17 protein-coding genes are annotated in these 17,520 nt (G+C 39.3%); 11 read left to right on the top strand and 6 right to left on the bottom strand.

The features are described 5' to 3' along the window. Window positions 1–30: 30 nt before the first annotated feature. The 4 genes from OQ279_RS13185 to OQ279_RS13170 form a co-directional block, all read right to left on the bottom strand. Window positions 31–297: a DUF6520 family protein gene (locus tag OQ279_RS13185; RefSeq protein ID WP_266070424.1), complete on the bottom strand. Its 267-nt coding sequence runs from the start codon at window positions 295–297 to the stop codon at window positions 31–33. A 77-nt stretch (window positions 298–374) separates the two neighbouring features. Continuing rightward, entirely contained in the window at window positions 375–845 is a 471-nt protein-coding gene (locus OQ279_RS13180; protein ID WP_266070423.1) for a MauE/DoxX family redox-associated membrane protein, read from the bottom strand. Window positions 846–930: 85 nt separating this feature from the next. After that, entirely contained in the window at window positions 931–1,872 is a 942-nt protein-coding gene (locus OQ279_RS13175) for a helix-turn-helix domain-containing protein (protein ID WP_266070421.1), read from the bottom strand. Window positions 1,873–1,904: 32 nt separating this feature from the next. After that, window positions 1,905–2,291, bottom strand: a complete 387-nt coding sequence (locus OQ279_RS13170; protein WP_266070419.1) for a DUF7793 family protein — start codon at window positions 2,289–2,291, stop codon at window positions 1,905–1,907. Window positions 2,292–2,512: 221 nt separating this feature from the next. Here OQ279_RS13170 and OQ279_RS13165 point away from each other — a divergent pair, with 221 nt between their 5' ends. From OQ279_RS13165 to OQ279_RS13130, 8 genes are all read left to right on the top strand, one after another. After that, window positions 2,513–4,936, top strand: coding sequence for a bifunctional aminotransferase class I/II-fold pyridoxal phosphate-dependent enzyme/GNAT family N-acetyltransferase (locus OQ279_RS13165; protein WP_266070418.1), 2,424 nt, complete (start codon window positions 2,513–2,515; stop codon window positions 4,934–4,936). A 59-nt stretch (window positions 4,937–4,995) separates the two neighbouring features. Continuing rightward, complete coding sequence (locus OQ279_RS13160; RefSeq protein ID WP_266070417.1) at window positions 4,996–5,880, top strand: RteC domain-containing protein; 885 nt, start codon at window positions 4,996–4,998, stop codon at window positions 5,878–5,880. A 158-nt stretch (window positions 5,881–6,038) separates the two neighbouring features. Next, window positions 6,039–7,256, top strand: coding sequence for a DNA polymerase IV (gene dinB / locus OQ279_RS13155; protein ID WP_266070415.1), 1,218 nt, complete (start codon window positions 6,039–6,041; stop codon window positions 7,254–7,256). Between the two features lie 18 nt (window positions 7,257–7,274). Next, the gene (locus OQ279_RS13150; RefSeq protein WP_266070414.1) at window positions 7,275–10,253 is read left to right on the top strand and encodes a DNA polymerase III subunit alpha; all 2,979 of its coding nucleotides are present in this window, start codon (window positions 7,275–7,277) and stop codon (window positions 10,251–10,253) included. 415 nt (window positions 10,254–10,668) lie between these two features. Continuing rightward, the gene (locus OQ279_RS13145) at window positions 10,669–10,941 is read left to right on the top strand and encodes a helix-turn-helix domain-containing protein (RefSeq protein ID WP_266070413.1); all 273 of its coding nucleotides are present in this window, start codon (window positions 10,669–10,671) and stop codon (window positions 10,939–10,941) included. A 15-nt stretch (window positions 10,942–10,956) separates the two neighbouring features. Beyond that, window positions 10,957–11,688, top strand: coding sequence for a hypothetical protein (locus OQ279_RS13140; RefSeq protein ID WP_266070412.1), 732 nt, complete (start codon window positions 10,957–10,959; stop codon window positions 11,686–11,688). Then, the gene (locus OQ279_RS13135; protein ID WP_266070410.1) at window positions 11,672–12,328 is read left to right on the top strand and encodes a P-loop NTPase family protein; all 657 of its coding nucleotides are present in this window, start codon (window positions 11,672–11,674) and stop codon (window positions 12,326–12,328) included. The genes OQ279_RS13140 and OQ279_RS13135 overlap by 17 nt, the downstream gene beginning before the upstream one ends. Continuing rightward, window positions 12,306–13,466 (top strand): exonuclease/endonuclease/phosphatase family protein, encoded by a 1,161-nt coding sequence (locus tag OQ279_RS13130; protein WP_266070409.1) that lies wholly within the window; start codon window positions 12,306–12,308, stop codon window positions 13,464–13,466. The genes OQ279_RS13135 and OQ279_RS13130 overlap by 23 nt, the downstream gene beginning before the upstream one ends. Here OQ279_RS13130 and OQ279_RS13125 read toward each other — a convergent pair. Both OQ279_RS13125 and OQ279_RS13120 read right to left on the bottom strand, forming a co-directional pair. After that, window positions 13,463–14,113 carry an SOS response-associated peptidase gene (locus OQ279_RS13125; protein WP_266070407.1) on the bottom strand — a complete coding sequence of 217 codons (651 nt, stop codon included), beginning with the start codon at window positions 14,111–14,113 and terminating at the stop codon, window positions 13,463–13,465. The genes OQ279_RS13130 and OQ279_RS13125 overlap by 4 nt on opposite strands. A gap of 26 nt (window positions 14,114–14,139) precedes the next feature. Then, window positions 14,140–14,286, bottom strand: coding sequence for a hypothetical protein (locus tag OQ279_RS13120; RefSeq protein ID WP_266070406.1), 147 nt, complete (start codon window positions 14,284–14,286; stop codon window positions 14,140–14,142). Between the two features lie 274 nt (window positions 14,287–14,560). Between OQ279_RS13120 and OQ279_RS13115 the strand changes: the two genes are divergently transcribed. Genes OQ279_RS13115 through OQ279_RS13105 form a run of 3 tightly spaced genes read left to right on the top strand, consistent with a single transcriptional unit; the run spans window position 14,561 to window position 17,518 of the window. Further along, window positions 14,561–14,848: a hypothetical protein gene (locus OQ279_RS13115; RefSeq protein ID WP_266070405.1), complete on the top strand. Its 288-nt coding sequence runs from the start codon at window positions 14,561–14,563 to the stop codon at window positions 14,846–14,848. Further along, window positions 14,848–15,129 (top strand): hypothetical protein, encoded by a 282-nt coding sequence (locus OQ279_RS13110; RefSeq protein WP_266070404.1) that lies wholly within the window; start codon window positions 14,848–14,850, stop codon window positions 15,127–15,129. Before OQ279_RS13115 ends, OQ279_RS13110 begins: the two co-directional genes overlap by 1 nt. Next, window positions 15,119–17,518: a TraG family conjugative transposon ATPase gene (locus tag OQ279_RS13105; protein ID WP_266070403.1), complete on the top strand. Its 2,400-nt coding sequence runs from the start codon at window positions 15,119–15,121 to the stop codon at window positions 17,516–17,518. The genes OQ279_RS13110 and OQ279_RS13105 overlap by 11 nt, the downstream gene beginning before the upstream one ends. The last annotated feature ends 2 nt before the right edge of the window (window positions 17,519–17,520 follow it).

The raw sequence follows: 17,520 nt of genomic DNA, 5'->3' as shown, positions 1-17,520 counted from the left end.
GTATTTATCCGGTGTGCTTCTCTCTCCTAATTAAAGCTGGTTAACTTCTCCGTCACCTACTTTCGGAGTATTAGGATCGCTGGCATCATAAACCGGGCGAATTTCACCGTTGGGCAATTCTACCTCACAGGTACTGTCACCTATACCACAGTCAATTTCTTTTCCAAGCGGCATAAAACTTCCGTCGTCTAGCCGTACATAATCCTGGTTAGGATCGATTAGTACACTATCAGTCGCAAAGGACATTCCAATGGCAAAAATCATTGCGATCATTGGTAATAAAAAATTAGTTTTCATAACATTAAAATTTAAAAATGATGCCTACTCTATTTACAGGTTTTTGGCTTCCCCTGCTTTTGTTGCAACAAAATATTTCAGGATTTTATATAAGATTGGATTGTTGTAGATTCCAGTTTCGATCTTCGCCGTCTGTGAGAGAAGGCAATTCCAACAGCGGCCATTAGTAACACTCCAGTATTAAAATAAAGCTGTTCATGCCAGGACCAGGAGCTGAAGATTCCCGCACAGGAACAGGGGATGGATGCTGCAAAATTTAAAACAGCCAGGATGTATAGGGTAAAAAGTAATATGATTGTAAATGACCCTATAAAAGCTAATACCTTAACCTTATTAAAAAAGAAAAGAACAGAAACCGTTATTAGAGTGGCAGGTACTGCCCAGGCAATATATTGTGCTAACCCCCCTATAAACGGAAATTGTTCGAGCTGGTTTTCAAAAACATTCAGTTGCTGCAGCTTATTCACAGCTGCATAGGTAAACAGCAGAATAAAGAAGAGGCTTAGTCCCTCAACAATTACTTTTTTAATGTCTTTCCTTAACAGCATTCTTCAGCTTCTTTGATTATGGTACTGTAAAGTTCGGAAGCTATTTTTACCAATAACCACTGAATGCTTTGGATAAGGCAACTATTTAAAAATCAGAATTTCGTAACTGTTGAGGGGAAATCTTATATACATGCTTAAAAGCGTAAGAGAAGTGAGGATAGCTGCTAAAACCACAGGTATAGGCGATATTCTTTAATGGAAGAGAGGTGTTTTGTACCAGCTCTTTAGCTAATTTAAGTCTTTCTTCCCTTAGGAATTGGGCGGGGGTGGTTCCAAAAACTGCTTTAAAATCATTTTTAAGCTTTGAGGCGGTGACAAAATATTTTTTAGTGAGGTGCTCCATGTTCATTGTGTCATTACCCAGGTTTTGGAGAATGTAATCTCTCACTTCATGAGTTTGCCTCAGGTCTGAATTCTGATGAAATATTTTGGGAGAACGGTATTCTTCTTTTTCTAAGATAAAGGACAGGGCAGGATCAAGTTTTGTTGACGCCTCATCTAGCAATACGGGGACAAAGGTAGAAACTGAAAATCGTAAATCTACATTTTCAGGATATAGCGCAGCAACAAAACAGTTACTGTGAATTGATAAACCTTTGCCGGTTTTGAAATTAAGGCTGAGACTGAACCTTTTAAATAGTTTCTCTTGAAACTGTGGGGTTATTTCCTCCCAGATCTGGAGGGATTGGGAATCCAGAATCTCACGGAAATGTGTATACTCAAGTTTTTCTGGTGCCAGCTGTAGGAGTTCGGGTACTTCTTTGGAGAAATTTACAATCCTGAGCTCTTTATCAAGATAGAAATCCATTTTAGTGAGGTAGATATAAGTCCTTCTGGGATTAACAAAACCGTGATAGCTGAAGATTTCCTGTAAATCCTGGGAGAGCATGTTTCCCAGTTCTGACATGGCTTCAATTTCGTCATCATACCTGCTTCTTTTAATTCTGTAGGAGAAATTTCCCTTGGCCAGGGCAATAAGCATATAGAAGAGTTTTTGCCACCTGTTGGAATCCTTGTTGGTTTTCATACGCATGGGATTTTATCATATGAGGGGCTTTTTTAACTCAGGTAGGTATGGAGGAATTTACGTGCAGCCATTTCACTGGTGAAGATTTCTGAAGGCACAACGGGTTTATTTATTTCCTTAAAGAAATGTAGCATCGCCAGTGACACCTTAGGAGAGGCTATATAAGCTATTGCAAGGGTGAGAACCGAACCCTTAATGGCCAGGTAATCCCGGGCAGGCTTTGTAGAACTCGCTATTCCCTCTGCATAACACAGAATGGGGTAAAGTTTTCCTTTCTGAAATGTTACTCTGTCTGCCACGATAAGTCGGGCAGCCTCTATATCCATGAAGATATCGGGCTTATATCTGATATACAGAATCCTGTTTTCAATCCAGAATTCTGCAAAGGCGTTTTCCATATATTCTTTGTGCACTATCATTAGCCGGATATTTAGTACAGTAGAAGAACAATTCAATATGTGTCAATTAACAACTATTAAATTAAAAAGTAATTTGGATATGCGATTTACGAAAAATGAAAAACACTTATTAAAATCGATTTAATTTAAGTTGTAAAATACTGATGTTGTATAGCTTAAATAAACATTTTATAGTTTGGAATGAAATTACGAAAACTGAACTGTAATAAAAAACTTGAGTTATGGCAAAGATCAAACACAACAATTTTTTGGATACTGTTGATGAGGTTATCTCCAATGCAACTGAGGCAGGTGTTATTCATTTAAATGCAGAAGGAGATCATCTTAACGGAAGAAAAATTAAAATTAGGGGAAAGGAATCCTATCATTTTGGTACCACCGGGTATCTCGGTCTGGAGCAGGATATGCGGCTCAAAAAGGCAGCCGTGGATGCAATTCTGAAGTACGGCACCCAATTCCCTCTTTCCAAAACTTACATTTCGCATCCGTTGTATTCACTCCTGGAGGAGAAAATGACGGCTGTTTATAATCATCCTGTAATTATCACCAAGAACAGCACGCTTGGCCATATGGCCGTAATACCTACTGCTGTAAGGGATGAAGACGCTGTGATACTGGATCACCAGGTACACTGGAGTGTTCAAAACGCCGCACAAATTTTAAAAACCAGAGGCATTCCCGTTAGCCTCATCAGGCATAATAGCCTCGAAATGCTGGAGACCAGGATCAGGGAATTTTCTGATAAGGCTGAAAAAATATGGTATATGGCCGATGGGGTGTATTCGATGTATGGTGACTTTGCACCCATTGAGGAGCTTATGGCATTATGTAAGAAATATCCCCAGTTACACCTCTACTTTGATGACGTGCATGGGATGAGCTGGAAAGGACGTAATGGTGCAGGTTATGTCATGAGTGTACTCAATGAGCTTCCGGAAAATGTACTACTGATAGGAACCTTAAGCAAGACTTTTGGAGCGAGTGGGGCAGTGGTGGCCTGTACAAATAGCTCGTTGTTCAGGAAAATAAAGAATTTTGGTGGTCCCTTAACATTCTCGGCACAGCTGGAACCGGCCTCTGTGGCAGCTGCCATTGCCTCGGCTGAGATCCACCTTTCAGATGAAATTTATGATTTGCAGTCAGATCTTCAGGAAAAGATCTGGTACTTCAACCAGCTTCTTTCCCAAACCGTGCTGCCACTTATTTCTGTCAATGAATCGCCGGTGTTTTATATCGGAACCGGTTTACCGGCAACGGGATATAATTTCGTTAACCGGTTGATGAACGAAGGCTTCTTTGTTAATCTTGGGTTATATCCTGCAGTACCTGTAAAAAATACGGGGGTAAGAATCACCATTTCACGACACAATCAACTGGCAGATATTAAGGCCCTCTCAGAAGCTATGGAATACCATTATCCCTTGGCTCTTGAAGAAACAGGGAATAATTTCGAACGGGTGGGGAAAGCATTTCGACTAGAAATTAGCTCTCCCAAAACGACTGCCAAGGGATCTGGATCCCTGGAAGTGCAGTACGAAAATACCATTTCCAGAATTCCTGAGGAGGAATGGAATAAATGTATGGGAGGCAAGGGCACATTTGATTGGGATGGTCAGCTTTTCCTCGAGAAAGTTTTTAATGGAAATGAAAAGCGGGAACATCAGTGGTCATTCCATTATTTTATTATCCGGGATGAATACAAAAATTCTGTGCTTAGCACCTTTTTAAGCAATTCGCTGTGGAAGGATGATATGACTGCTCCCGCTTCTGTATCCAAAAAGCTCGAGGAAACCCGGGAAAGAGATCCCTATTTTATGACTTCACCGGTTCTTTCCCTTGGTTCAACCTTTACAGAGGGGGAACATCTGTTTATTAACCGAAAACATCCCCGGTGGGAAGAAGCATTAAAGCTTCTTTTACAGGAGATTGAAAAGCTGTCGGAGAAGGTCAGGGCAGAAATGGTGGTCCTGCGGGATTTTGAGAAGGATGATACGCTGGCAAAGATTTTCAATGATGAAGGATATATTCCAGCGGAAATGCCTGAATCCTGTGTTCTGGAAGACTTGGACTGGAAAGATGAGCAGGATTACATGGAACGCTTAAGCTCCAGGTCCAGGAGACATTTTAGAAAGGAAGTTCAGCCGTATGAAGATAAATTTGATATCAGGATTGTTCAAAATCCTCATCCCGGTGAAATTGAAAAATTTTATCAATTGTATAAAAATGTAAAGCAGAATAACTACGGCATCAACACTTTCACCTATCCGCAAAAATTATTCTTTAGCATGGCAGAAAGCCCCAACTGGGAATTTATTGTTTTAAAACTCCACTCCTCACTATTTGAAGGTACTGAGCCTTCAATAGTAGGTGTGATGTTCTGCTATAAAAACCTCGGTATTACTTATGTTCCCTCCCTTGTGGGAATGGATTATAAATACGCAACGGAATTTCAGGTGTATCGGCAGTTATTATATCAAACTATTAAAAGGGCCAAAGATCTTGGGTTTAAAAGAATAGACTTCGGGTTAAGCGCTTCTTTTGAAAAACGAAAATTCGGAGCCACGGTAAAGAGAAGATTATCTTATGTGCAAACGGAAGACAACTATAAAATGGAAAGTATAGGTATGATGAGAAATGAATCCTAAGGGATCACCTGTAAATTCACTCTCAAGGAACCCACTGTGTATCCATTAAAATTAGGAATTTGAAAATCAACTTACCCTACTATTATTTAATGGTTCAAGGCAATAATAAAATGTTTGATGAGATTATACATACCTTTCACAACCAACTAAGTACGCAGGTCATGGAAATTCCCCAGCCTTTGAAAAAGGCTGATGCAGGTATTGATTTGTGTAACACCACTTTGTCAGTTTTAAAAGATCTTATTGAAAAAGAGGATTTTGAAAATGTTCCTGATGAAATAGAGTTTTTTAAGAGTATCAAACCCTGCCCAATGAGTTACCTTATTTACTTTACGGAAATGAGGTCCTGTGAATTGAGAAAGCCTAAAGCCGGTGATAACTTCCAAATAAGGTTCTATGAAAAAGAATTGAGGAAAATTAATAAGTTTTTTCATAAGAACAATGACTTTGTGCATTATATGGAGCAGGGGCATTCCTATATGGATCATCAGTTGTTTACACGGAATCACCGGAAGAACTTCCCATTCACCCCTATGATTAATTATTACCAGTACCCGGAATTTTCTACCTCTCATGATATGTTATGGTCTAAGGTCCAGGCGATGTACCGGTTTATCCATTACGTTAGGGAGTCGATTCAGGAATTGAAGCCCGGCGGTAGAGATTTTACAGTAGAGAAGAAACATAAAATTGTATTGTGGTCCGGATCTAAAACTGCATTAGTAGAATTGATTTATGCCCTATACGCTACCGGTGACCTGAATCATGGTACTGCTGACCTTGCTACTATCATTTCCTCCTTTGAAGATTTCTTCAATATCCGGCTGGATAACACCTATAAAACCTACTCTGAAATTAAAGCAAGAAAAGGAACAAGAACAAAATACCTGCAGAACCTCGTGCTTCAGCTGGAACAAAAAATGTCGCGGGATGATAAATTGTAATACAGGTTATTAGGAAGAAAATCTTGTTTTTGGTCTGATAATCAGGGTTTTAAATAAGGATTTGAAATTCATTTATGTTTTAACGTTATACTTTATTATAGTAATCTGTAATTTTATAAATTTGGAAAAAATCCTATAATAAGGAATTATTCCATAAAATGCTGAAGAGATCAATTTTACACCTGGACTTGGATACTTTCTTTGTGTCTGTTGAACGTTTGCTCAATTCTGAGTTACAGGATAAACCTCTTTTAGTAGGGGGATTGGGTGACAGGGGGGTAGTGGCAGCATGTAGCTATGAAACCCGAAAGTTCGGTGTACACTCAGGCATGGCCATGAAAGTTGCACGGCAGCTATGTCCACAGGCTACTGTTATAAAAGGGGATTCCAGTGTTTACACCAAACATTCCCATATAGTCACGGATATTATCAAAAGCAAAGTGCCCTCATTTGAGAAAGCAAGTATCGATGAATTTTATGCAGATCTCAGCGGGATGGAAAAATTCTTCGGCACCTATAAATTTGCAGGAGAGCTTCGGCAAACCATCATAAGAGAAAGTGGATTACCTATTTCTTTCGGATTATCCCAGAATAAGGTGGTATCCAAAGTAGCAACTGGTGAGGCCAAACCCAATAATCAGATGATCATTCTGCAAGGGAATGAAAAATCTTTCCTTGCTCCTTTGTCAGTAAGAAAGATTCCTATGATAGGTGAGAAGACATTTCAGAAGCTTTTAAATCTGGGGGTTCGGGATATACAAATGATCCAGGAGATGCCGGTGGAGATGTTGGAAGGTGTATTAGGCAAGAACGGGCGATCTATATGGAAGAGGGCCAATGGCATAGATGATTCCCCCATTATTCCTTTTCATGAAAGGAAATCCATATCTGCAGAGCGCACTTTCCATAAAGATACCATCAACATGGTACAACTCCGGGCAACTCTGGTAGCAATGGCAGAGAATCTTGCCTTTCAACTCCGGCGTGGCAATAAACTGACGTCGAACCTGAGTGTGAAAATCAGGTACTCGGATTTTCACACCTATACCAAACAGGCAAAAATATCTTATACCAGTGCCGATCATCTAATCATCCCTAAGGTGCTGGAACTTTTCAACCAGCTCTATAACCGCAGGCTACTGATAAGACTGGTGGGGGTTAAATTTACTGGTCTTGTGGGGGGACACTACCAGATCAACCTGTTTGACGATTCGGAGGAAATGTTGAGCCTGTACAATTCGATGGACAGAATCCGCGAGCGTTTTGGAGACCACAGTGTCATCCGTGCAGCCACCATAGGTGGTACCAGTGTGGGAAGAATGAATAATCCTTTCAACGGGGAACCTCCAATATTACATGCGCATCGGCAACAATAACAACAAAGAATTTTATAGATGTTTCTAAACTGCCATACCTGGTTTTCTTTGCGCTACGGAACATTTTCTGTAGAAGATCTTTGTGTTCTGGCAAAAAAGAATGGTATGGAAGCCATTGCTGTAACCGACATCAACAATACTTCTGCCTGTATGAATTTTGTCAAGGAGGCCTCTGCCTTTGGAATAAAACCACTGATAGGCATTGATTTCAGGAATGGTGTATCCCAACAATATGTGGGTATTGCCAGAAACAATATCGGATTCCGACAGCTCAATGAACATCTTTCGGCTCATTTGCATCAGCATTCAGCATTTGAAGACAATGCACCTGATTTATCTGACTGCTATATCATTTATCCGTTTGAAAAAGTGGTTAAGACTAAAAAAAAGCATTTCCGGAAAAATGAGTTCATCGGCGTTTCCGTAGAAACTTTACGACAACTAAAATTCTCAACGTACCTCCGGTTTTCACACAAACTGATCCTTTTGCAAACGGTAAGCTTCCGAAATAAAAAAGATTTTAATGCTCACCGTCTTCTGCGTGCCATTGATAAAAATACTCTTTTGAGCAAACTTCCCAGGGATGAGGAAGGTTCAATCAATCAGCAAATGATCTCTTTACAGGAAATTCACAAGGCATTTGAAGATTATCCATTTATTTTAAATAACACTCAAAACCTAATCGAAAGCTGTGAAATTAAGTTTGGTTTTGGGAAAGACCGGCTCAACCGAAATTTACAGATTTATGGTAAAAGCAAGCAGGAAGATGAAAATCTCCTTAAAAAATTATGCAAAGAAAATCTTCCAAAACGATATCCCGAAGCCTCTCAAGTAGTACGTGATAGGATAGAAAAAGAGTTAAAAGCGATTTTTAATCTTGGATTTGTTTCTTATTTCCTGATCAATTATGATATTATTCAATACGCCAGATCCAAAAATTACCCTTACATAGGGCGGGGTAGCGGGGCAAATTCCATTGTAGCCTATATAATTGGTATTACCAATGTCGACCCAATAGAACTGGATTTATATTTTGAACGTTTCCTAAACGAAAGCAGAAAATCTCCCCCCGATTTTGACATTGATTTTTCCTGGAAAGATCGCCAGGATGTAACTGATTATATTTTTAGGCGTCATAAGAATACGGCTTTAATGGGAACCTATGTAACCTTTAAAAGGCGTGCGGTAGTAAGGGAAATAGGAAAGGTATTTGGGCTCCCAAAAGAGAACATCGATAAATTATCTGCTGGTTTTTTTGATTTTGAGCAATTAGATCACCTGGAACAGCTGGTAATTAGATATAGTGGATTGATTACTGGTTTTCCTAATTATCTAAGTGTACATTCCGGGGGTATCCTTATCCTGAATGATTCTGTTTATAATTACAGCGGTACTTTTATGCCGCCAAAGGGTTTTGCCACAGTTCAGGTTGATATGAATATCAGTGAAGAAGTTGGTATTCATAAATTTGATATTCTGGCACAACGTGGACTTTCAAAAATTACAGATGCCATCGAAATTATTAAGCAAAACCAACCTGAAGCTCATATTGAAGATATTGATAATGTAGCAGTTTTTAAAAATGATCCAGAAATAAATAACTTACTCAGGGCAGGGGACTGTATGGGCGTTTTTTACATTGAGTCTCCCGCCATGCGTGGTTTATTCCAAAAGCTGCAAACACAGAGCTATCTTGAACTTGTTGCAGCAAGTTCCATTATTAGACCTGGTGTTTCCAACGGCGGGATGAAAGAGGAATATATACAAAGGCACAGGAACCCGCAAAGAAGGCGGCAGGCACATCCTGTATTATACGAAATTCTGGCTGAGACCTATGGAGTCATGGTATACCAGGAAGATGTTCTAAAAGTTGCCCACTATTTTGCAGGCCTTTCTTTTGAAGAAGCAGATGTGCTGAGGCGGGGAATGAGTGGAAAAAAAACTTCTAAAGGCCAAATTGATAAAATTGAACGGAAATTCCGGGACAATTGTAGGGAACGGGGATACGATGTTACTCTTATAAATGAGGTATGGGATCAAATTGCTTCTTTTGCGGGTTATGCTTTTCCCAAAGGTCATTCTGCGTCCTATGCTGTGGAGAGTTACCAGAGTTTATATCTAAAGCGATATTTCCCGTTGGAATTTATGGTGGCAGCACTCAACAACGGAGGTGGATTTTATGATGTGGAAACCTATATTCAGGAAATCAGAAAATGTGGAGGAATTGTTCATGCACCCTGTATCAATAACAGTGATCACCCTAACGTAATACGTGGCCGTGATATTTTCCTTGGGTTTGCTTACATAAAAGAGCTGGAGCTAAAGGTAATACAGCGCATCCTTGAGAATCGCCAGTTTTTTGGCAGCTTTAGATCTTTGGATGATTTTATTGATCGGGTAGAGATTTCCATAGATCAATTGAGTTTACTACTTAAAATTAATGCGTTCAGGTTTACAGGATTGGACAAGCACCACCTGCTGTGGAAAGCGCATTTCAAACTGAATCATAACAAAACAAACTCCACTCAGGCGTTGCTTTTCCGAACACCACATAAAGATTTTGACCTGCCCGAATTTAGTTTTGATTTTTTGGTGGAGGCATATGATCAAATGGAGTTACTGGGTTTTCCCCTTTGCAGCCATTTTGATCTTCTAAAAAATAACCTGCAACCCACAGTAAAAGCAAAAGATCTTAAAAATTATATTGGTAAGGAAATCTCTATATATGGAAATTTAATAACAGCAAAAAGAACTCCCACAGTAAATAATAAGTACATGTATTTCGGGACTTTCTTTGATCAACATAATGACATTTTTGACACAGTTTCTTTTCCAGGAGTAGCCGAGAAATACCCACTGCGCAGCAAAGGGATCTTTTTATGTTACGGAAAAGTAGTGGAGGAGTTTGGATATATCGCCGTTAACCTAAAATGGATCTCCAGACAGGAAACTGCTGGAGATCCAAGAAGAACAGAAAGAAGCCGGGTATTGAAGTAGTAGATTTTGTAAACGCAGAGCTGTTCCTTTATCTTCTTTAAGGACTTCTTCCCATATTACTTTTTTTATTTTCACCTGCAAATTCGCTTTTCTCAGGATAAGGGTGCCTGAATAAACAAAGCACTACCTCTCTATTCATATTACCCCGTTTATCATTAGCACTGCAAGGATAAAATGATGCCCTTTTTTCGTACTACGAATTGCTGGGAAAAACCTTTGGAAGATGGAAAAATGGCAATTCTTGAGAGAATCCTAGGGATTATATTCTTTCAAAACTGCCCAAAATTCCGCAAAGAAAAGGAATGTTAAACTTTTTCGTAGTACGAAACCTCTTGTGAAAAAAAGCCAGCAGGGCATATCAATTTAGCATAATGAAATTGTAACCAGCATTTTAAATGCTAAAAAAAGAATCATTATGCCAACATCTATTATTACCACAGAAGATCTTCAGGAGTTCAAAAAGGAGCTTCTGCAAGAAATCCAGTCAATGCTTACTGAACACAAGGGTCAGAGTTCAAAGAAGTGGCTAAAATCCAACGAAGTTTTAAAACTATTAAAGATTAGTCCCGGAACTCTTCAAAACCTGAAATTCAATGGAACGCTACCCTATACCAAACTGGGGGGCATCATTTATTTCGATTCTGATGAAATACAAAAACTAATGGTAGAGAAAAAGGTCCTTCATTAACTAATAGGAAGTGCTATGAATTACATTAAGCTCCTTAATGCCGCCTTTGAAAAATTCTACTTCGATGATCGTCTCAACCCGGCTCATGTTACCCTATACCTGGCTCTATTCCAGGAATGGAACTGTAGTAGGTTTGTCGGAGAAATTTCTGTGAATCGCAGAGACCTCATGCGTGCTGCAAAAATAGGCTCTAAATCTACTTATCACCGCTGTATCGTAAACCTTAATGACTGGGGTTATCTTGATTATTTTCCATCTAAGAGTGCATTTAAAGGTAGTAGAATTAGGATGTGCGTACTGGAAAAACAGGAAACAAAAGCAGAAGAAGATTTTGACTCCTTTCTTGACGGAATTGCGGGGCAGTACAGTTCCAAAAATGTTCCCGTACAATCCCAGTACAGTCCTGAAAGTGGACATCTGTCGAAACCATCCAGTCCCAACCATAAACCTCTGGTGGGATCAAATATAAACAGTACTAAACTTGAAAAAATATCTAAACAACCTAAAGACAGGATGGATGTTTTATTGTTTTTCAATGCTAAGGGTCTTTCACCTGAGGAAGGGAAAAGGTTTTTCGATTATTACCAGAAAAACGAATGGAGAACGGGTGATGGAGAGCAGGTACGGGACTGGGAGGCTCTGGCTCACAGCTGGATTAAAAATACCTTCAGGTTTTCTGGTAAGAAATTTTCTAAAAAAGACAGTCTCCAAACATCTAATGCTAAGGATTATGATCAACCCCTCTAAAATTGTTGAAGGTGGCGTGGAATATAGCCTTGGCACCTTTACCGGAACGGAATTAATTTATGATTTCTCAAAGATCCTGACTTATCTGGAAGCTAAAGGGAAATTACTATTTGGAAAAAAATTCAGGATCATTGATGAGGACCACCTAACCTGGTATAAACTGGCTAACTACTTCATAAAGGATCAGGAGAAATGTCATAAGTACAACATTGATACTGACAAAGGAATACTTCTCTCAGGTCCGGTGGGTTGTGGCAAAACCAGTATGATGCGCTTATTGAAGCATCTTGTGCCACACCAACGGCCGTATGAGGTGATTCCGGCCCGAAATATTGTTTTCGGTTTCAACCTCATAGGCTATAAAATAATTGAGGATTATGGTAAAAGTGGTCTTTTCTGTTTTGATGACCTGGGAATTGAACCGGAAGGAAAATTTTTCGGAAACGATTGTAACGTTATGGGAGAACTACTTCTGAGTCGTCACGATTTATTTCTGAACCATAACCTCAAAACTCACCTGACTACCAACTTAAATGCTAATGAATTAGAAGAGAGGTATGGGAGCAGGGTGAGAAGCAGAATGCGACAGGCATATAACCTGATCGCCTTTCCAAAAAATGCAAAAGATAAACGAAACTAATTATTGTGTGATGAAGATAGCAACCTACAATGTCCAGAATTTATTTTTTCGACATAAAAGACTTTTGAACAGCAGTAAGACCAAAAACTTCGCAAATTGGCTAAAGGAGATGGACGAGTTAATGGTGAAATTCAGAAAGACTGGATGTGATTTGGAAAGATTGCGGGAACTTTCCTTTCTGATAGGTTTTGAACATATCGACCAGTCCGGGTATGTAGTGATGCGTAGAAAAGGAGGGAATTTTTTTGTCAAAGGAATCCATTTTTCAAAAGAGATGCATGCCGCACCTTATAATAACTGGAATGGTTGGATAGAAGTTGAAAATCACCCATTGTCCTCTGTCCAGATTGAAAATAAGGCACGGGTTGTTTCTGCCATAAATCCCGATCTACTCATCCTGCAAGAGGTGGAAAGTTGCGAAGCACTAAGATTGTTTAATAAAACCCTTCTTCCACAGTTTCAATGTTTTCCTTTTTACAATTACTTGTTTATTTCCGGTAATACAAATATTGGGCAGGATATGGCTTTGCTGACAAGAACTGGATATACCATGGGCAGCTCCAGAAGTCATCATTCCGTACCAGGAGAAAATAATGAACCGCTCTTTGAAAGGAACCTGCTGGAATATGAAGTTTTCTCTCCGGCTGGAGAAAGGATAACTATTATTTCTGCACATCTCACTGAAGACAACCTTAAAAAGGAAGAAAGTGATAGAAAAAGAGCTGAGCAGGCTCTTTATATTGCATCACAATATGAGCGGCTGCTGACAGAGGGACAACAAAACATTGTGGTTTGTGGGACGCTTAATGCACCATCCTATTGTTATTCCCTCTCTTCTCTGTTGCGGGATACCAGTCTAAAAGAAATAAGCAGGCACCAAAAATTTACAGTGGTCGCTGACCAGGGCAGAGATTCAGGTTATCACAGTTTGGGTGCATACGGAAAAGGAATTAACTTAAAACAAAGGGACTACCTTTTGCTGTCACCGGTCCTGTTCAATAGAATCATATCTGCAGGAATGAACCGAAATGGAGTTTGGCCACAACGTAAGTCTCAATGGCCGATTTATCCTCAGATTAAACGTTTAAAAGACGCGGCAAGTGAACATCCTGCACTCTGGGTGGATCTGGATATTTAGAAATTTAAAGCCTGTTGTTTTCCGGGCTCATCTACAGGAGTAGCTGTCAGAGCTACTTCATAAGGGAAGGCAAATTTTGAAAGGTCAGTGCCATCTAGCCACTTCCTTTGATCCCGTTTTTCGAGCACAACAGGCATCCTCCTCTTGTTATTATGAATTCTGCTCATAAGCTCATTGGCTTCTGTAGTCAAAATCGAATAGGTATGGTGAAGATAATTTGTTGCTGGCTCTTTCCAATACGAATAAATACCAGCAAAGGCAAAAACTGACTGATCTTTTGTTCTTATAAGATATTTCTGTTTTATACCCCCTTTAGCGTCCAGCCATTGCCACTCGTAATAGCCGTCAGCAATTACCAGGCAGCGGTTGTTCACTGCTTTTTGGAAGGATGGCTTTTCTTGGGCAGTTTCTATCTTTGCATTTAAAGTACTCTTCTGTATTTCTGTGCTTTTAGCCCAAAAAGGGATTAATCCCCACTTCGAAAGAGTAATTTCCTGTGGGTTCTCATCTGTAATTACAGGAGTTTCATGATGCGCAAATCCGTTTATTTCTTCCTTTGGAATATAAGAATCGGGATCGATAAACACTGCTTCAAAGCTGCTTTCAATCTCCTGAAGTTTTGAATTTAGTTTAGTTCGGTAACACATAGGCAGAAAACAAAAGTAATTACATATCAGGCTCCTTCTTCTAGTTCTTCTCTGAGATCTTCAAGATAAGCTAATTCCAATTCTGAATTAAAATAAAGATCCTGGTTTTCAGTACTCCTCTTTATGATATCCAGTAGCTCTTCAATTCTGTTATAAATCTTTGTAAGTGTCATATTCGTTTAACTTCTTATAGGTTATTTATTTCATCAAGGATTTTTATTTTTAATAACAAAAGGTGTGCCGCCCAGTGCATTATAATCTACTTTCTGAGGATGGACATACCCGGTATCCCTCAGTTATTTATTAAAAACCTTCTAATATTTTCCCTGTTTTTAAAGTGATTCCATAAAATATAAATTATTGTATGTTAATTATTTAAGGCCTTAATTCTCCAGGCATTTTCCTGTTATAGATTCATCATCGGTTTAATTTAAAAACATCTTTCCGATGAAAAAATCTATGTACACCAGTTTTTGTTTCTTGACCTTATCTATGCCTGCCTTTGCGCAGATAGGAGGTATAGAAAATTCTGTCGCCGAAATTGCGGATACAGTCAGAGCGGTTTTTCCCATTATTCTCGGGGTGATTTTTCTTGTGGGTTTCCTGTTTAATGCCGGGCACTTCTTCGGGGAAAATGCAGATCTCAAAAAGGGAATTACCCGGGTACTGGTCTTCGTCTTAATTGCAGGTGCAGTAGTAGGGATCTTCAGTTACCTTATTGGAATTGTAGTCTAATGAAGCGCTATGAAATTTACCGCCACATTCGAAGGAAGGCCCTTATCTATGGCCTTCCTGTTGGGATGTTCGCTTTAATGATGCTTTCGGTTATTGGTTCGCTCCTGATGATCATTTTCTCCTTTGGTTTCAGCATTATTCTTTTAGCTGTGCTATGGAATTTAGGACTTTATGCATCCCTTGGGCGGCTTAATCAAAATCCACAATTGCTCAATTATCGGCGTGTTTTTCCAAAAATGATCTCCAATAAGAAAATTACAGACCTGAACTATGAAGATTGATCTTTCGACATTTCCTCCAATTATAGAGATTAAAGAGAATCTGGCGTTCGCAAACAACGGGAATCTCGTGCTGTGCTTTAAAATTGAACTTCCGGAAGTATACTCCTTGTCTGAGAAGGATTTTGATGATCTGCACGGGATCTGGTTTCAGGCTTTGCGTTCCTGTATGACCGGTTGTGTTGTCCACAAACAGGATATCTACCGAAAAAGAAAGTATTCTGATATAAGGCCACCGAAGGACAGCTTTCTGGGAAAAGCAACTCGAAATTACTTTGAAGGTCGGGAATACCTTGAGCATGAAAGTTATATGTTCTTTTGCTGGCCAAAAAATAGAACCTTAAATCATAAAAAGTTTGTCAATCCTTTTAAAAAAGTAACCCACAAAAGTCTAACGGAATTAGAAGAAGGACTGCAGGATTTTACAAGAGCGGTGAATGATACAGTTTCTTTCCTCAATAACAGTAAGAGAATAAAGCTCATTCCGCTGGGAGAGCAAAAAATCCTGCAGCTTTCCACTTCCTATTTCAACGGGTATAATGAAGGATTTGATACGGATATCCTTTTGGATAAATCACAATTGCAAATAGGAAGAAACCTATTTGAAGTTCTGGCAGTGAACAATGAGTTTTGTTTTGGTGAAGCCGTACAATCCTCAAAAACAAACGAAAAGTATACAGCAGATGATTTCGTTTTTCACCAGGGTTTTATAGATGGACTGGGTCTGGATCTTAATGAAGATCATATTCTCAACCAGATCTTTTACATTGATGATAAGTCCAGGTGGCGCAGGCTTTTGGAAAAGAGGATTGAAGAGCTTAAAAAGAGCAGCAATTTCGGAAGTCAGAACAAAGTGGTACTGGAAAGAATTCGTCACATCCTGGACCAAATTAATGAGGATGACAGTTCCAGGGTAATTAGAGGACATTTTAATGTGACCTTCTGGGGTGAAAATTATACAAACCTCCTTCGAACTGCCTCGGAAATAAAAACCCGATTTAAAGAATTGGATATCACTCCTTACTTGCCGTTGGCAGAGGAAAGAAAGAATTACTTTTTGAATAGCTTCTTTTGCTTTTCTTCAAACTTTGCGAATGAGGATCTCTTTGTAACTGACCTTAAACATGCCCTCTGTCTGCTCATTAACAATACAAATTATAAAAGTGATGAGCAGGGGATTATCTTCAATGATAGACAGCACAATATTCCGGTGATAAAGGATGTGTGGGATGAACATAAAAAAAGAATAAAGGCCAGAAATTTTGCCATTTTCGCCCCTACAGGAGAAGGCAAATCTTTTCTGGCCAATAATATTCTGAGGCAGTACTATGAAGATGGAGTCCGCCTGGTAATTATTGATCTGGGAGGTTCATATAACAAGTTCGCCAAACTCTATCCCCAAGATCATCTCATCTTGAGATATGAGCAGGGGAAAAACCTGGGTATTAACCCATTTTTCATAAATAGTATGAAAGATCTGGGGCCACAGCATCTTGAAGATCTCACCATATTTCTACTGGAGTTGTTTGCAAGCGGAGAGCTGCTCGACAAGGCACGGGAGGTTGCGATGAAAAAAATACTTAAGCATTACTACGATAATGTTGTCCAGGGGCACTCCATGGAAAGTTTTTATGATTTCATTGAAGTGGAACAAGAAAGGCTTCTGACTAATCTACAGATCCATCGGGATTACTTTGATGTCGAGAACTTCCTTCATATCATGTCTGAATATGTGAAAGGCGGGCTTTACAGTTTTCTTTTTGAGATTAGCGAAGATCAAAGCTTTAGGTTGGAAGAAAAGCGGCTCATTGTCTTTGAATTGGATGAGATAAAGGATAACAAAGAGATCTTATCTGTAATGCTAAAGCTTATTAAGTCGGCAATCCAACGCACTATCTGGCAAAACCGCAACGAAAAAGGTATAATTCTATTCGATGAATTCGCAAAACAATTGAAATTCGGGAATGTGCTGGAGAGCGTTGAATTTTATTACCAGGCGATTAGGAAACAAAATGGGGCTATCGGTATCATCCTGCAATCCATCAATCAGTTACCTGAAAATGCTACTTCGGCCAGTATTTTAGAAAATACCCAGGTGATTTACAGCTTGCACAATGAAAAAGGATATGACCAGCTTCAGGAAAGGTTAAACCTCTCATCCCATGACCTCAATCAGCTTAAATCCATTAAGAATAACCTTTCCGGGGACCAAAAGTATACAGAAATATTTATCAAGATCGGTAGACAGAGTAACATCTTCAGACTTGAAGTGCCTCCTGAAGTTTATGCCGCTTACCTCACAGACGGGCAGGAGAACAACCTCCTTATGCAGCTTTATGAGGAAACAGGTTCCATGGAAAAAGCAATCCGGTTATTCATCACAAAACCATAAAA

The organism is Salinimicrobium profundisediminis, assembly GCF_026241755.1.
Taxonomy (GTDB): Bacteria; Bacteroidota; Bacteroidia; order Flavobacteriales; family Flavobacteriaceae; genus Salinimicrobium; species Salinimicrobium profundisediminis.
This window is presented reverse-complemented; position numbering and strand designations above follow the sequence as displayed.

Excerpts from the sequence above, each read along its gene's own strand:
- OQ279_RS13110 (WP_266070404.1), top strand. The coding sequence starts at position 14,848 with ATGAAGCGCTATGAAATTTACCGCCACATTCGAAGGAAGGCCCTTATC.
- OQ279_RS13120 (WP_266070406.1), bottom strand. The coding sequence starts at position 14,286 with ATGACACTTACAAAGATTTATAACAGAATTGAAGAGCTACTGGATATC.
- OQ279_RS13170 (WP_266070419.1), bottom strand. The coding sequence starts at position 2,291 with ATGATAGTGCACAAAGAATATATGGAAAACGCCTTTGCAGAATTCTGG.
- OQ279_RS13125 (WP_266070407.1), bottom strand. The coding sequence starts at position 14,113 with ATGTGTTACCGAACTAAACTAAATTCAAAACTTCAGGAGATTGAAAGC.
- OQ279_RS13130 (WP_266070409.1), top strand. The coding sequence starts at position 12,306 with ATGCAAAAGATAAACGAAACTAATTATTGTGTGATGAAGATAGCAACC.
- OQ279_RS13165 (WP_266070418.1), top strand. The coding sequence starts at position 2,513 with ATGGCAAAGATCAAACACAACAATTTTTTGGATACTGTTGATGAGGTT.
- OQ279_RS13105 (WP_266070403.1), top strand. The coding sequence starts at position 15,119 with ATGAAGATTGATCTTTCGACATTTCCTCCAATTATAGAGATTAAAGAG.
- OQ279_RS13185 (WP_266070424.1), bottom strand. The coding sequence starts at position 297 with ATGAAAACTAATTTTTTATTACCAATGATCGCAATGATTTTTGCCATT.
- OQ279_RS13175 (WP_266070421.1), bottom strand. The coding sequence starts at position 1,872 with ATGAAAACCAACAAGGATTCCAACAGGTGGCAAAAACTCTTCTATATG.
- dinB (WP_266070415.1), top strand. The coding sequence starts at position 6,039 with ATGCTGAAGAGATCAATTTTACACCTGGACTTGGATACTTTCTTTGTG.
- OQ279_RS13180 (WP_266070423.1), bottom strand. The coding sequence starts at position 845 with ATGCTGTTAAGGAAAGACATTAAAAAAGTAATTGTTGAGGGACTAAGC.
- OQ279_RS13140 (WP_266070412.1), top strand. The coding sequence starts at position 10,957 with ATGAATTACATTAAGCTCCTTAATGCCGCCTTTGAAAAATTCTACTTC.
- OQ279_RS13135 (WP_266070410.1), top strand. The coding sequence starts at position 11,672 with ATGATCAACCCCTCTAAAATTGTTGAAGGTGGCGTGGAATATAGCCTT.
- OQ279_RS13115 (WP_266070405.1), top strand. The coding sequence starts at position 14,561 with ATGAAAAAATCTATGTACACCAGTTTTTGTTTCTTGACCTTATCTATG.
- OQ279_RS13150 (WP_266070414.1), top strand. The coding sequence starts at position 7,275 with ATGTTTCTAAACTGCCATACCTGGTTTTCTTTGCGCTACGGAACATTT.
- OQ279_RS13145 (WP_266070413.1), top strand. The coding sequence starts at position 10,669 with ATGCCAACATCTATTATTACCACAGAAGATCTTCAGGAGTTCAAAAAG.